The 15,321-nt window shown below is 72.1% G+C and carries 12 protein-coding genes; 8 read left to right on the top strand and 4 right to left on the bottom strand.

Annotation, left to right across the window (positions count from 1 at the left end; genetic code table 11):
* Positions 1–45 precede the first annotated feature (45 nt).
* Positions 46–3,939, top strand: coding sequence for a glycoside hydrolase N-terminal domain-containing protein (locus ACFVN5_RS18180; RefSeq protein ID WP_376957001.1), 3,894 nt, complete (start codon positions 46–48; stop codon positions 3,937–3,939).
* A gap of 73 nt (positions 3,940–4,012) precedes the next feature.
* Here ACFVN5_RS18180 and ACFVN5_RS18175 read toward each other — a convergent pair whose 3' ends face one another.
* Positions 4,013–4,684, bottom strand: a complete 672-nt coding sequence (locus tag ACFVN5_RS18175; RefSeq protein WP_376956999.1) for a FadR/GntR family transcriptional regulator — start codon at positions 4,682–4,684, stop codon at positions 4,013–4,015.
* A 39-nt stretch (positions 4,685–4,723) separates the two neighbouring features.
* Positions 4,724–6,292, bottom strand: coding sequence for an AlkA N-terminal domain-containing protein (locus ACFVN5_RS18170; protein WP_376956997.1), 1,569 nt, complete (start codon positions 6,290–6,292; stop codon positions 4,724–4,726).
* A gap of 115 nt (positions 6,293–6,407) precedes the next feature.
* Between ACFVN5_RS18170 and ACFVN5_RS18165 the strand changes: the two genes are divergently transcribed.
* From ACFVN5_RS18165 to ACFVN5_RS18135, 7 genes are all read left to right on the top strand, one after another.
* A complete protein-coding gene (locus ACFVN5_RS18165; RefSeq protein ID WP_376956996.1) occupies positions 6,408–7,805 on the top strand; it encodes an FAD-binding oxidoreductase in 1,398 nt (465 codons plus the stop codon).
* Between the two features lie 25 nt (positions 7,806–7,830).
* Positions 7,831–8,994 carry a PrsW family intramembrane metalloprotease gene (locus tag ACFVN5_RS18160; protein WP_376956994.1) on the top strand — a complete coding sequence of 388 codons (1,164 nt, stop codon included), beginning with the start codon at positions 7,831–7,833 and terminating at the stop codon, positions 8,992–8,994.
* A gap of 74 nt (positions 8,995–9,068) precedes the next feature.
* Positions 9,069–10,427 (top strand): GAF domain-containing protein, encoded by a 1,359-nt coding sequence (locus tag ACFVN5_RS18155; RefSeq protein WP_376956992.1) that lies wholly within the window; start codon positions 9,069–9,071, stop codon positions 10,425–10,427.
* A gap of 48 nt (positions 10,428–10,475) precedes the next feature.
* Positions 10,476–11,999 (top strand): aldehyde dehydrogenase family protein, encoded by a 1,524-nt coding sequence (locus ACFVN5_RS18150; RefSeq protein WP_376956990.1) that lies wholly within the window; start codon positions 10,476–10,478, stop codon positions 11,997–11,999.
* A gap of 13 nt (positions 12,000–12,012) precedes the next feature.
* A complete protein-coding gene (locus tag ACFVN5_RS18145; protein WP_376956988.1) occupies positions 12,013–12,447 on the top strand; it encodes a DUF779 domain-containing protein in 435 nt (144 codons plus the stop codon).
* A 163-nt stretch (positions 12,448–12,610) separates the two neighbouring features.
* A complete protein-coding gene (locus tag ACFVN5_RS18140) occupies positions 12,611–12,982 on the top strand; it encodes an FKBP-type peptidyl-prolyl cis-trans isomerase (protein WP_376956987.1) in 372 nt (123 codons plus the stop codon).
* Positions 12,983–13,127: 145 nt separating this feature from the next.
* The gene (locus ACFVN5_RS18135) at positions 13,128–13,847 is read left to right on the top strand and encodes a lysoplasmalogenase family protein (RefSeq protein WP_376956985.1); all 720 of its coding nucleotides are present in this window, start codon (positions 13,128–13,130) and stop codon (positions 13,845–13,847) included.
* Here ACFVN5_RS18135 and ACFVN5_RS18130 read toward each other — a convergent pair.
* A complete protein-coding gene (locus ACFVN5_RS18130; protein ID WP_376956983.1) occupies positions 13,762–14,058 on the bottom strand; it encodes a protealysin inhibitor emfourin in 297 nt (98 codons plus the stop codon). The two genes, ACFVN5_RS18135 and ACFVN5_RS18130, sit on opposite strands and share 86 nt — an antisense overlap.
* Before the next feature lie 64 nt (positions 14,059–14,122).
* A complete protein-coding gene (locus tag ACFVN5_RS18125) occupies positions 14,123–15,247 on the bottom strand; it encodes a M4 family metallopeptidase (protein WP_376956981.1) in 1,125 nt (374 codons plus the stop codon).
* Between the last annotated feature and the right edge of the window lie 74 nt (positions 15,248–15,321).

Genomic DNA, 15,321 nt, shown 5'->3' with positions numbered 1-15,321 from the left:
GCGACCCGGCTCGCTTCGCCGTGCCCGATCAATGGAGAGAGAACTGTGCTGACATCAGATCGACTGCATACGGATGGGACCGCCGCGCTCGGCGCGAGACGACGCGGGAGGAGGTGGATCTCGGGTTCGCTCGCCCTCGCACTGACCGCGGGCGCTGTCGTCGCACTGGGCACGCCGCCCGCTGCAGCGGAGGAATCCCCGCCGTTCGGCGAGCAGCCGGCGCTGAAGGCCTGGTACGCCGCACCCGCGGGACCGGCCAACGACAAGGCGGGAGCCTGGGAGAAGGAGAGCATCCCGCTCGGCAACGGCTTCCTCGGCGCCAGCATCCTCGGCGGCGTCGACAGCGACGAGATCATCATCAACGACCACACGTACTGGACCGGCGGGCCGGGGCAGAACCCGGCCTACGACGGCGGGTTCAGCTCGAAGACGTCGGAGGAGAACGCGGCCAACATCACGAAGGCCCAGGACCTCATCCAGGCAGCGTGGGACGAGACCGCCCCGGCGACGGTCGACGCCAACGGCAACATCACGCCCGCGACGACGCCGAGCTCGGCGAAGATGAACGAGATCACGGGCGTCGTCAACCAGCTCGTCGGCGACAAGGCGAACTTCGGCAGCTACCGGCAGCTGAGCTCCATCGTCATGAACTCGGGCGACGTCATCGAGATCGCCGGGTACTCGGCGAACTACACGAACCCGAACAACGCCGGCGAGACGACACGGTCGCTGTTCGACGGCACCACGCAGACGAAGATGTACGCCGACAAGTTCGGCGCCCCGAGCACGGCCAAGCCGTACGAGGTCGAGTGGTCGTACTCGAAGGCGTTCGACGCGGCGACGTACCGGCTCGCGACGGGCAACGACAGCCCGAACCGCGACTTCACGAGCTGGGTGCTCTCCGCGAGGAAGGGCGACGGCTCCTGGGTCGTCGTCGACACGGTGACGGATGCCGCGTTCGGCTCCGCCAGGCAGACCTACAAGTCGTTCACCCTCGACGTGCCCGGCTCGTACGACCAGTACCGGATGTCGGTGACCGCGACCGCAGGCAACGGCGACCCGCAGATGTCGGAGATCGACGTGCCGATCCCCGGGAGCGGCGCGCCGAAGTTCGTCAGCTCCACCGCCAGCCGAGAGCACCCCGGCAACGCGGCCGAACGCTCACCGTCCCTGTTCGACGGTGACACCGGCACGAAGATGTACGCCGACGGCGCCGGGCAGATCACCGAGGCCAACCCGTACACGGTCGACTGGTCGTACACGGCGCCGTTCGCGGTGACGACCTACCGGCTCGCCACCGGCAACGACGTGCCCGGGCGCGACTTCAAGACCTGGAAGCTCTACGGCAAGGCGGGCACCGGCGCCTGGGTGCTCATCGACACCGTCGACAACGCGGGCTTCGGCTCCGAGCGCAAGGCCTACAAGCAGTTCGAGGTCGACGTGCCCGGTACGTACGATGCGTTCCGCATGACGGTCACGGCGCTCTCGCAGCTCAGCCAGCAGCCGCAGATGTCGGAGATCGACGTGCTGCCCACCGCACCCGTCGAGGAGGAGGACCCCGTCACCGACTACCGCCGCGAGCTCGACCTCGACGGCGGCAAGGCCTCGGTCTCGTACACGCGCGACGGCGTCGACTTCGAGCGCGAGTACTTCGTCTCGAACCCCGACCAGGTCATGGCGATCCGCTTCACCGCCTCCGAGCCCGGGGCGATCACGCAGGCGTTCTCGATCAAGCCCATCGACCCGCAGAAGCTCACGGTCGAGGGCGACACCATCACCGCGACCGGCTGGGTCGGCGGCCACAACCAGGCGGCCGACGACGTCAACCGGTTCAACGACGCCCTGCACTACGCCCAGCAGCTCCAGGTGATCCCGCAGGGCGAGCACGCGAAGCTCGTGAAGTCCGGCAACGCGATCCGCGTCGAGGACGCCGACTCGGTCGTGCTGCTCACCACCACGAACACCAACTACCAGGAGGACATCACCGCAGACGAGCCCTACCCGGGCGAGGACCCGCTGAACAACTACTTCGACGGCCAGGACCCGCTCCCCGAGGTCGAGGAGCGCATCGACGCGGCATCCGCCAAGGGCTTCGACGCGCTGTACGAGACGCACCTCGCCGACTACTCGGCCCTCTACGACCGCGTGGAGCTGAACCTCGGCAACGTGGCATCCGCGACCTCGAAGACGACGCCGCAGCTGCTCAAGGGGTACCGCGACGGCACCAACACCGCCGACGAGAACCTGTACCTCGAGACGCTGTACTACCAGTTCGGCCGATACCTGCTCATCGCGTCGTCGCGCGAGGGGTCGCTCCCGGCGAACCTGCAGGGCATCTGGGCCTACGGCACCAACCCGCCATGGGCCAGCGACTACCACGCGAACATCAACCTGCAGATGAACTACTGGCTGGCCGAGCAGACGAACCTCTCCGAGCTCACCGAACCGCTGATCAGCTACATCGACAGCCTCGTGCCGCGTGGCACGGAGGGCGTCGAGCGGGTCTTCGGCGAGGGCACGCGCGGGTGGACGACCTGGCACGAGAACAACACCTGGGGCAACACCGCGCCCGCGACATCCTCGGCCTTCTTCAGCCCCGAGGACGGCGCCTGGCTCGCGCAGCACGTGTGGGAGCACTACCTGTACACGAAGGACGTCGACTTCCTCGCGGAGCACTACGACCTCCTCCGCGACGCGGCCCTGTTCTGGGTGGACACCCTCGTGCTCGACACGAAGAGCAACAAGCTCGTCGTGAGCCCCTCGTACTCGCCCGAGCACGGACCGTACTCGGCCGGCGCGACGGAGCCGCAGTCCGTGGTGAGCGGCCTCTTCGAGGACGTGATCGAGGCCCACGACGTGCTCGGCGACCGACTCGACGCGGCCGACGCCGCCGTTGGTCTCGAAGGGCGCGCCGCCGAGGACGGGTACCTGGACGAGATCGCCACGGCGAAGGACGGCATGCTCGGCCTGCAGATCGCGCCCAAGGGCACGTACACGCAGGGCGGCCGCACCTACCAGGGCGGTCAGCTGCAGGAGTGGCAGAACCCCATCGCCATCGACTTCACGGGCGACGGGAGCCACCGCCACACCAACCACCTCTACGCCCTGCACCCCGGTGACCAGGTCGTGGCCGGGCGGAGCGCCGAGGAGGATGCGCTCGTCGACGCGATGAAGGTCACGCTGAACACGCGCGGCGACTCCTCGACGGGGTGGTCCATGGCCTGGAAGCTGAACTTCTGGGCGCGGGTCCGCGACGGCGACCGCGCACACGTCCTGTACAGCACCCTGCTGAAGCAGGGCACGTACGACAACCTGTGGGATGCGCACCCGCCGTTCCAGATCGACGGCAACTTCGGCGGCACCGCCGGCGCGACCGAGATGCTCCTGCAGTCCCAGGGCGACGCCATCGAACTCCTGCCGGCGATGCCGGAGGTCTGGGGCACCGGCTCGGTGACGGGCCTGCGGGCTCGCGGCGACGTCGGGGTCGACATCGCGTGGGCCGGCGGCGACCTCACCGAGGCCGTGCTGACCCCCGACGTCTCGCAGACCGTCACCCTCAAGGGCACCGACCTCGCCCGCATGAAGGTGACGGACTCGAACGGCGACGAAGTGCGGTTCGAAGCGGTGGCGGACTATGACGGCGACCTCGACGGCCACACCATCCGGTTCGACGTGGAGGGCGGTGAGACCTACCGGATTTCGGACGGCGCCGGGTTCTCGACGGTCCACTGGCTCATCGATCGCGCCGAGCAGGTGGGCGACCTCACCGGCGACGTCGCGGACGACGTGCGGAAGCGCGTCGAGCAGGCGGAGGACCTCGCCGACTCGCCCGCGTCGCGCCGGGCCGTGATCGCGCAGCTCGACAACGCCGTTCGGAAGGGCGCGGCGAGTGCCGAGCTCGTGGAGGCGCTGCAGGCGCTCACCGCCACGTTCCGCTGATCCGCTGAACAGCGTGTGCCCGGCGACCGACCTCGGTCGCCGGGCACACCTGCGTGTCAGGCGAGGCGCGCGCTCAGAGGGCGCTGCGGAGCCACTGCTCCACGCCCGACACGTGCACGACGGTCAGCGCGGAGGCGAGGTCGGCGTCGCCGGCCGAGATCGCGTCGAGGATGGCGTGGTGCTCCTGCAGGGTGCGGCCGACGGCGTTCTCCTGGGTGATGCCGCGCCAGATGCGCGCCCGCACCGTGTGGCTCGACAGCGAGTCGATGAGGCTCGCGAGGTAGGTGTTGCCGGTCGCCTCGGCGATGCCGCGGTGGAACTCGAGGTCGTGCTCGACGAGGCTCTCGACGTCGGCGGCCTGGTCGACGCTCGCGACGACCTCGCGCAACTGTGCGACGGCCTCCTCGTCGGCGTTGCGGGCCGCGAGGGCGGATGCCGCGGGCTCGAGGATGCGGCGCACCGCGAAGATCTCGAGCACCGACTGGTCGTCGTGCAGGTCGACCACGAACGACATCGCCTCGAGCAGCAGGCGCGGCTCGAGGCTCGTGACGTACGTGCCGTCGCCGCGCCGCACGTCGAGCACGCGGATGACCTCCAGCGCCTTCACGGCCTCGCGCAGCGACGACCGCGAGAGCCCGAGCCGCTCGCTGAGCTCCTTCTCGGGCGGGAGCCGATCGCCGGGGGCGAGGTCGCCCGCGATGATCATCTCCTTGATGCGCAGGATCGCTTCGTCGGTGACCGCCATTCCGGCATCGTAGCGCGAACCGGCGCAGACATCGGACGTCTAGGGCGCGGCGCGCCAGAGGTGCATCGACGCGTAGCTGCGCCACGGTGCCCAGCGGACACCCTCGGCCGCGAGCGCGGCCGCGTCGGACGGCAGCCCGAGCGCGGCGGCGCCGTAGCGCAGCACGAGGTCGCTCGTGAGCAGCACGTCGGGCGCACGGGTGACGCGCATCGACACGTACCCCGCGGTCCACGGCCCGATCCCCGGCACCGCGAGGAGGTCGCGCGCGAGCTCCTCGCGCTCGCGGTCGGCCGACACCACGAGGTCGCCGTGCTCGAGCCGGCGGGCGACGTCGACGATCGTGCGGATGCGCGCGGCGGGGCCGCGGAGCACGCGCTCGCCCTCCTCGGCGATCGCCGCCGTCGTGGGGAAGAGCACCGACGGTCCGTCGCCGACGTGCTCGCCGAGCTCGGCGGCGAGGCGCACGAGCGCCGTGCGGGCGGCCTTCACCGAGACCTGTTGTCCGATGAGCGCCCGGAAGACGAGCTCGTGCGGATCGAGGCATCCGGGCACGCGGATGCCGGGGACGGCGGCGACGGATGCCGCGAGGCGCGGGTCGGCCGCGAGGGCCTCGTCGATCGCCACGGCGTCGGCGTCGAGGTCGAACAGTCGTCGCACGCGGGCGACGAGTGGCGGCAGGTCGGCGAGCGTCGCGAGGCGCGCCTCGACGTCGATCGAGGGGGCGTCGACGTCGCCGCCGGACTCGAACCCCACGAGCGCCGGCCCGCCGGGGAGCCGGAGCGTGCGCCGGTAGTGCAGCGCGCCCGCCTCCTCGACGCCGTCGAGCGCGCGCGTACCGAGCCAGGTGAACACGCCCGCCGCGTCGAAGGGCGCCCGGGCGGGCAGCCGCAGTCGCACGAGTCCGCCGTGCGGGTCGGCCTCGGCGCCCGGCACCGAGCCCGGCGCGACCCCGTCGTCGCCGCCGGCGTGCGCGACGGGCGCCGCGAGCCCGCGATCGCGCAGACGCGCCGTCGCCCGGAGCTCGAGCGGGCTGCGCTCGTACACCGCGCGGATCGTGTCGTTGAACTGGCGGATGCTGCCGAACCCCGACGCGAACGCGACATCGGCGACGGGCAGTGACGTGGAGGTGAGCAGTGCACGCGCCGTCTGCGCCCGGTGCGCTCGCGAGAGCGCAAGGGGCCCGGCGCCGAGCTCGGCGGTGAGCACGCGGGTGAGGTGGCGCGGCGTGTAGCCGAGACGCGCGGCGAGGCCCGGCACGCCCTCGCGCTCGACCACGCCGTCGGCGATGAGCCGCATGGCGCGTGCGGCGAGGTCGTCGCGCAGGTCCCACTCGGGGGAGCCGGGGACCGCGTCGGGCAGGCAGCGCTTGCAGGCGCGCAGCCCCGCCTCGTGCGCCGCCGCAGCGGTGAGGTAGAAGCTCACGTTCGTGGCCTTGGGGGAGACCGCCGGGCAGCTCGGCCGGCAGTAGATGCCGGTCGAGTGCACGCCCGTGATGAACTGGCCGTCGAATCGTGCGTCGCGGGCGCGCATGGCGCGGTACCGCTCGGCGAACACGGGGTCGGCGAGGGGATCGGCGGGCCGCGTGGCGGTGGCGTTCGGCGGGGTCATGCGTCCAGCCTCGCACGCGGCACCGACATCGACCAGCGGGAATCGGACATGGCCTCCGATGCGCGATGGAGCCCCGCCGACACGGCCGGCCGGGCGCAGCGGCTAGCGTGGTCGGATGCCGACCGACGTGCTCGCCCGCCTCCAGGACGCCCTCGGGGCATCCGTCATCACCGACCCCGCCGTGCTCGACGCGACGCGCGAGGACAAGTCGGGCTGGCGCAGCGCGACCCCGCCGCTGGCGGTCGTGCACGCGGCATCCGTCGACGACGTGCAGGCCGTCATGCGCCTCGCGCACGCCACCGGCACGCCCGTCGTGCCGCGCGGCGCGGGCACGGGCCTCGCGGGCGGGGCGCTCGCGAGCCCGGGTGCGATCGTGCTCGACGTGACGCGCATGAACCGGATCCTCGAGGTCTCGGAGGCCGACGAGCTCGCCGTCGTCGAGCCGGGCGTGCTCAACGGCGACCTCAACGCCGCGCTCGCACCGCTCGGACTCTGGTTCGCGCCCGACCCGGCGAGCCGCGCGATCTCGTCGATCGGCGGCAACATCGCGACGAACGCCGGCGGCCTCCTGTGCGCGAAGTACGGCGTCACGCGCGAGGCCGTGCTCGGGCTGGCCGTCGTGCTCGCCGACGGACGCCTGCTGCGCACCGGGCACCGCACCGTGAAGGGCGTCACGGGCTACGACCTCACGGCGCTCATGGTCGGCTCCGAGGGCACGCTCGGCGTCATCGTCGAGGCGACGCTGCGGCTGCGGCCCCTGACGCCCGGCGACGTGGTAACGGTCGCGGCGGTGTTCCCCGACGTCGAGGCGGCCGCCGCGGCATCCGCCGCCGTCACCGCCGCGCGCATCAGGCCCGCAGTGCTCGAGCTCATCGACGCGGCCGGCCTCGCCCGGGTCGCGGCGCACCTCGGACCCGAGGAGCTCGCCGGCACGCCCCTCGAGTCGCTCGCGCCCGACGAGGCGTTCCTGGTCGCGCAGAGCGACGGCGGGGCGTCCGTCGCCGAGGCGGCGCGCATCGGCGAGGCGTTCGCGGGCGCCGGCGGCCGGGTCACGGTGTCGACGGATGCCGCGACGGGCGAGCGGCTCCTCGCGATCCGTCGCTCGATGCACCCGGCGCTCGCCGCATCGGGACAGGTGCTCATCGAGGACGTCGCCGTGCCGCGCTCGCGCCTCCCCGAGATGTTCCGCGCGATCGAGGAGATCGGTCGGCGCCACGGCGTGGAGATCCCGACGCTCGCGCACGCGGGCGACGGCAACCTGCACCCGAACTTCGTCTTCACCGGAGACGAGGTTCCCGCGCACGTCTGGGCGGCGGCCGACGAGATGTTCCGCGCGGCGGTCGCGCTCGGCGGCACGCTCACGGGCGAGCACGGCGTCGGCATCCTGAAGCGACGCTGGCTCGCCGACGAGCTGGGCGAGGATTCGTTCGAGCTGCAGCGGGGGATCAAGGCGCTGTTCGACCCGACCGGCATCCTCAACCCGGGCGTCATGTTCGAGGCATCCGGCCGCTGACGCACCCGCTCGGTATGCTGCGCGAGTGAGCACCGTGCCGCTGCAGCCTCCGCCGCCGAACCCGTCGCCCGCGCCCCCGTTGTGGTCGGCCCCGCCCCCTAAGAGGCGCACCGGCGGCATCGCGTTCGCCGTCACCGGCATCGTGATCGCCGGCTCGGTCGGGTTGCTCGTGGTCGGCTACCTCGCGCTCGCGCTCGGGGTGCCCACCGTCGCCCTCGGCGCGGCGCTCGCGCTCCTGCCGCTCGCGGTCGTGCTGCTGACCATCCGGTGGGTCGACCGTTGGGAGCCCGAGCCGCGATGGGCGCTCTGGTTCGCGTTCCTCTGGGGTGCCGCCGTCTCGGTCGCCTTCGCCCTCGTCGTCGACCTCGGCATCCAGCTCGCCGTCGCGTACGCCGAGTCGGGCGCGACGCTCGACGAGGCGATGCAGGCCGTCGTGCAGGCGCCCATCGTCGAGGAGACGGCGAAGGGCATCGGCGTGCTGCTCATCTTCGCCTTCTCGCGGTCGCACTTCGACGGTCCGGTCGACGGGCTCGTCTACGGCGCGACGGTCGCCGCGGGGTTCGCGTTCACCGAGAACATCCTCTACTTCGGGGCCGCGCTCATCGAGGGCGGCGCGGAGGAGCTCGGCGCGACCTTCGTCGTGCGTGGCATCTTCTCGCCGTTCGCGCACGTGCTGTTCACCGCCTGCACGGGCATCGCCATCGGCATCGGCGCCCGACGCGGCGGCGGCGCGGGCGTGATCGGCTGGTTCCTCCTCGGCCTGACCGGCGCGATCCTGCTGCACGCGCTCTGGAACGGCTCGCTCGCGTTCGCCGACGACGCGATCGGCCTGTACTTCACCGTTCAGGTGCCGATCTTCATCGGCTTCATACTCGTGACCGTGTTCCTCCGGCGCGAGGAGGTCAGGGTCACGCGCACACGACTCGCCGAGTACGGCGCGGCCGGCTGGTTCAGCCCGGCCGAGGTGCAGATGCTCGCCACGCCGGCGGGCCGGCGGCAGGCGCGCGCGTGGGCGAGGCAGCAGACGCCGCCGCGCACCGCCGAGATGCGGCGGTTGATCACGGATGCCACGCACCTGGCGTTCACGCGCCAGCGGCTCGTCACCGGGCGGTCCGGGCTCCGCTCGTCGGTCGACGAGGATGCGCTCCTGCGGGCCGTCGTGGCGGATCGCGCAGCGCTGCTGGGCTGACCGCACGCCCCGATGCCGCCCGGATGCCGCGACTATGATGACGGCATCCGGAATCGACGGCGATCGGAGACGGCATGCCCGTGCCGCGGCATCCGCAGGGCTACGACCTGCACGACCTGCGCGACCGGCTGCTGCGCGCCCAGGAGACGGCGATCGCCACCGGCACCGTGCCGCCCACCCTCCGCCCCGTCGTGCGGGAGTCGTGGGAGCGGGCCCTCCGCGGGCAGATCGATCCCGACCACGCGCTGCCGCGGGTCGAGCTCGACGAGGACGAGTTCCGCGAGTACCGCGCCTCGCATGCGCTCGCGCCCGTGCTGCCCGTCATCCGCCGGCTGCTCGTCGACGGCGCCGACGACGCGGGCCTCGTGGTCGCCGTGGGCGACGAGCACGGCCGGCTGCTCTGGGTCGAGGGCGACCCCGGGCTCCGTCGACGCGCCGAGGACATGCTGTTCATCGCCGGCGCCGACTGGTCGGAGGCGAGCGTCGGCACGAGCGCGCCCGGCACGGCCCTGCAGCTCGACCGCGCCGTGCAGATCCGGGGCGCCGAGCACTACAACCGGATCGTGCACCCGTGGAGCTGCACCGCGGCGCCCGTGCACGACCCGGCCAGCGGCGAGCTCCTCGGCGTCATCGACATCACGGGCACCGACCACGCCGTCGCGCCGCACACCCTCTCGCTCGTGCAGGCGACGGTCGCCGCCGTCGAGGCGGAGCTGCGCATCGCGAGCCTCGAGTCCACGGTGCGCGCGACGCTTCGCCGGTCGCGCATGACCGCCGTGCCCACGCCGCGTCCGACGCGCACGCCGCTCACGGTGCTCGGCGAGCGTCGTCCGCGACTCGGCGCGGTGGAGCTGAGCCCGCGGCACGCCGAGATCCTCACGCTCTTGGCGTGGCATCCGCGCGGCCTCGGCGCCGAGCGCCTCGCGAGCCTCGTCTACGAGACCGAGGCGTCGCCCGTCACGCTCCGCGCCGAGCTCGTGCGCCTCCGTCGCGTGCTCGAGGGCGCGGGGGAGCCGCCGCTCGAGTCGCGTCCCTACCGCCTCGGTCGCGAGGTCGACCTCGACGCGGCATCCGTGGCGAAGCTGCTCACGCAGGGCTCGCTGAAGCGCGCCGCCGAGCGCTACGCGGGCCCCGTGCTGCCCGCCTCGACGGCGCCCGGCATCGTGGGGGCTGCGCGACGAGCTCGCCGGGCGACTGCGCGAATCCATGCTGTCGGATGCCTCGCCCGAGGTGCTCGCCGCCTACGCCGAGCGCGACGAGTGCCGCTACGACGCCGAGGTCTGGCGGGCGCTCCTCGGGGTGCTGCCGCCGCGCTCGCCGCGACGCGCCTCCGTCGTCGCGCACCTCGAGCGCATCGAGGCCGCACTGCGCTGAGCCCGTTGCAACGTCCTTGCAACCCTCGGGCAACGGGGCGGCAACCCGTGCGCGCCTAGCGTGGCAGCGCCCGCTTCGGGCACAGACGACGACGTCGAGGAGACACGATGACCGTGTACGCCGCGCCCGGCACCGCCGGCGCACTGATCGAGTTCAAGCCGCGCTACGAGCACTTCATCGGCGGCGAGTGGGTGAAGCCCGCCGAAGGCGCCTACTTCGAGAACATCTCGCCCGTGAACGGCAAGCCGTTCACCGAGGTCGCCCGCGGCACCGCCGCGGACATCGACGCGGCACTGGATGCCGCGCACAAGGCGGCCCCCGCGTGGGGCCGCACGAGCGCCGCGCACCGCGCGGGCATCCTGAACGCCATCGCTGACCGCATCGACCAGCACCGCGAGCTGCTCGCGGTGGCCGAGACGTGGGACAACGGCAAGTCCGTGCGGGAGCCGCTCAACGCCGACCTGCCGCTCGCGAGCGACCACTTCCGCTACTTCGCCAGCCTCGTCCGGGCGCAGGAGGGCAGCTTCACGCAGCTCGACGAGGACACCGTCGCATACCACTTCCAGGAGCCGCTCGGCGTCGTCGGGCAGATCATCCCGTGGAACTTCCCGCTGCTCATGGCCGTGTGGAAGCTCGCGCCGGCGCTCGCGGCAGGCAACGCGGTCGTGCTGAAGCCGGCCGAGCAGACGCCGACATCGATCCTCGTGCTCGTCGAGCTCATCGCCGACCTGCTCCCGGCCGGCGTCCTCAACGTCGTGAACGGCTTCGGCGTCGAGGCCGGCAAGCCGCTCGCGTCGTCGAACCGCATCCGCAAGATCGCCTTCACGGGCGAGACGACGACCGGCCGGCTCATCCTGCAGTACGCGTCGAACAACATCATCCCGTCGACCGTCGAGCTCGGCGGGAAGAGCCCGAACATCGTGTTCGAGTCGGTCGCCGACCGCCGCGACTCGTTCTACGACAAGGCGCTCGAGGGCTTCAGCCTGTTCGCGTTCAACCAGGGCGAGGTCTGCACCTGCCCGAGCCGCTCGCTGATCCAGAAGTCCATCTACGACACCTTCCTCGACGATGCGATCGAGCGCACCAAGCTGGCGAAGCAGGGCAACCCGCTCGACACCGAGACCCAGGTCGGCGCGCAGGCGTCGAACGACCAGCTCGAGAAGATCCTGAGCTACATCGACATCGGCAAGCAGGAGGGCGCGAAGCTGCTGCTCGGCGGCGAGCGGGTCGACCTCGGCGGCGACCTCAGCGAGGGCTACTACGTCGCGCCGACGATCTTCGAGGGCCAGAACCGCATGCGGCTCTTCCAGGAGGAGATCTTCGGGCCGGTCGTCGCGGTCACGAGCTTCCGCGACTACGACGACGCGATCGCGATCGCGAACGACACGCTCTACGGGCTCGGCGCCGGCGTCTGGAGCCGCAATGGCAACGAGGCCTACCGCGCCGGCCGCGACATCCAGGCCGGCCGCGTGTGGGTGAACAACTACCACGCGTACCCCGCGGGTGCGGCGTTCGGCGGCTACAAATCCTCGGGCATCGGACGCGAGAACAACAAGCAGGCCCTCGACCACTACCAGCAGACGAAGAACCTCCTCGTCAGCTACAGCGAGAATCCGCTCGGGTTCTTCTGATCGGAGCGGACCGATGTCCCTGGCACGCCTGGCCCACGGTGTCGTCGCGTCCGTCACGATCGGTGGGGAGTCGTCGCCGCGGGTGGAGCTGTCACCCGCGGCGGCGGTGCTCCTCGACCGGCTCTGGGCGAAGCACGGCCCCCTCATGTTCCACCAGTCGGGCGGATGCTGCGACGGCAGCGCCCCGATGTGCTACCCCGCGGGGGAGTTCCTCACCGGCGACGCCGACGTGCTCCTCGGCGAGCTCGACCTCGGGCCCGGCGGCGACGGCGCCGGCGGCGGCGGCGATGCTCGTGTGGCGCCGTTCTGGATGAGCGCCGAGCAGTTCGCCTACTGGCGGCACACGTACCTCGTCGTCGACGTGGTGCCCGGCCGGGGCAGCGGATTCTCGGTGGAGGCGCCGGAGGGCGTGCGCTTCCTGATCCGCTCCCGGCTCATGGACGGCTGACGGCTCCCGTACACAAGGAAACTCGCCGCCTTGTGGTGTGGCAATGCCGACATCTCTACCGGGCGACGAGTTCTCCGGATTCCAGCGTGCAGGCTGTTCGCAGTCAGCGCAAGAGGAGGGTGGACGGTTGTCCGCGACGGCCGTCTCCAGTTGGATGGAACGCATGACTGACACCAACAGCAAGCCCGAGGTCGACGCCCCCGAGGGCCCGGCCCCCGTCGAGCTCGTCATCGAGGACATCGTCGTCGGCGACGGCCCCGAGGCCACCCCGGGCTCGACCGTCGATGTGCACTACCTCGGCGTCGAGTACGACACCGGCGACGAGTTCGACTCGTCGTGGAGCCGCGGGCAGTCCATCAACTTCCCGCTGCAGGCTCTCATCGCCGGCTGGCAGGAGGGCATCCCGGGCATGCGGGTCGGCGGTCGCCGCCAGCTCATCGTGCCCCCGCAGAAGGCCTACGGCCCCGCGGGCGGTGGCCACCAGCTCAGCGGCAAGACCCTGATCTTCGTGATCGACCTGCTCGGCGTGAGCTGAGCCCCAGCGAACCGGGCGAAGGCCGGCGGGCGACGTTCCCGCCGGCCTTCGCCATGCCCGCTGCGGCTCGTAGGGGGCCTCGGCGCAGCTGCCGGGCCGACGCCCGTTACGATCGGGAGGACCCGACCCCGAGAGGCACGACGACGTGACCGATTCCCGCCCCGATTCCGGCGACCGCCGCCGGCTCCTGCCGGCCTTCCTGCCCTACCTGGTGCTGTCGGCCGCGCACCTCGTCCTGCTCTACACCGGGCCCGCATGGGCGGTCACCGCGACGAAGGCCCTCCTGATGCCGCTGCTCGCGCTCGCGGTGATGATGGTCGCCCGGCCGCTGCGCGGCCGGACGATCGGCCTCCTGCTGCTGGCGATCGCGCTGTCGTGGGGTGGCGACGTCGCACTGTCGTTCCCGGGCCAGCTGCTCTTCGTCGTCGGGCTGTGCCTGTTCCTTGTCGGGCACGTGGCGTACATCGTGCTGTTCCTCCGGCTGCGTCCCCGCGGCCGGCGCCTCCCGCTGTGGACGGTCGTCTACGTCGCCTGGTACGCCGCATTCCTCGCCCTGCTCGGACCCGACCTCGGCGTGCTGTTCGTGCCCGTCGCGATCTACGGGCTCGTGCTCGGCGCGATGGCGGCGCTGGCCGGCGGGGTCGGGGGCGTCGTCGCGCTGGGCGGCGCACTGTTCGTGGTGTCCGACTCGGTGCTCGCGCTCGGGCGCTTCCTGCCGGGCTACGAGTTCTCTCTGCACGACCTCACGGTCATGTCGACGTACCTCGCCGCGCAGGGCCTCATCGCGCTCGGCGTGGTGCGGCTCTCCGCTCCGGCTCCGTCGTCTCCTGCACCCGGTCGACCAGCTTCCGCCACGGCCCGGTGAGCTGGCGCTCGGCGAGCGTCGCCTCGTGCGGCGCGCACCGGATCCGGTAGACGAACCGGTCGGGCTCAGGCGGCACGGGCGGGGGCTGGCTCCAGGGGATCTCCTCGATGAGGAGGTACCAGTCGTCGGCGTCGGGCTGCTCGTCGACGCGCACCTCCCACGTGAGCCGCAGGCCCGCCAGGCCGCCGCTCCGCGACACGATGACGTCCATGCCGCGATCGTACTCCCGGCGCCGCCGAGCCGACCCGGGCGTGAAGCCGACCCGGCCGTGCGGGTCACGACGTCGGCGGCACCTCGATGCCGACGCTCTCCCACCCGTTCGCGACCGCCCGCGCCTCAGGCGAGGTGCGCCCGTAGCGCTCGCGCGCCGCGCGAACCGTCTCGGTCGCGAACGTCGCGAAGTCGGTGTCGGGCTCCAGCCGACCCGACGTGAGCACGTCGTACCAGATACGACCCACCGTCTCCCACGCGAACCCGCCGAGCTCGATGGCCGCGAGCGCGAAGGCGCGGTTGGGGATGCCCGAGTTGAGGTGCACCCCGCCGTTGTCCTCGTCGGTCTCGATGTAGCGGTCGAAGTGGTCGGGTTGGGGGTCGCGTCCGAGCACGTCGTCGTCGTACGCGGTGCCGGGCTCCTTCATCGAGCGGATGGCGCGACCCTCCACGGCGTCGGTGAACACGCCCTCGCCGATGAGCCACGTCGCCGACGCGGCATCCTGCCCCATCGCGTACTGCTCGACGAGCGCGCCGAACACGTCGGAGACGTGCTCGTTGAGGGCACCCGACTGGCCCTGGTAGCGCAGGCGCGCCGTGCGCTCGGTGACGCCGTGCGCGAGCTCGTGCCCGATGACGCTGATCGACTCGGTGAACCCGCGGAACACGTCGCCGTCGCCGTCGCCGAACACCATGCGCTCGCCGTCCCAGAATGCGTTGTCGTAGCGGTCGCCGTAGTGCACGGTGGCCTCGAGCGGCATGCCGGCGTCGTCGATCGAGTCGCGGGCGAAGACGCGCGCGAACATCTCGAAGGTGTCGCCGAGTCCGTCGTAGGCCTGGTTCACCGCAGGGTCGGCGCTCGGCGGCTGGCCCTCGCGGCGCACGAGCCGCCCGGGCAGCTTGTCGTCGCCCTCGGCGTCGGAGATGCGCCGGTCGGGCTGCGGCGCGGTGCCGGGCGCCGCGGCGGGTCGCTCGTCGCGCACGGGACGCTCGGGCCCCATGAACGACGGCAGCTCGCCGGCCACGCGGAACTCGCGCAGCGGCGCATCGCGGAGCAAGGAACGTCGGGCGGCGTCGGCGGCGTCCGCGTAGGCGGGATCGTCGGTTCGTGCGATGCGCGCCAGCAGGTAGGGCGGCACGATGGCCGCGTGGGCCGACGGATGGGGGTAGGGCCGGGGCATCCGTGTCATGCACCCGATCGTGCCACGTCGGGCCGACATGCGCGCCCGCACTCGCCGCGTGCGACACGCCGCGGCGTGGGGTC

Source organism: Agromyces sp. NPDC057865, assembly GCF_042796995.1.
Classification (GTDB): domain Bacteria; phylum Actinomycetota; class Actinomycetes; order Actinomycetales; family Microbacteriaceae; genus Agromyces.
Note: the sequence above shows the minus strand (reverse complement) of the source record. Positions and strands in the feature narration are given on the sequence as shown.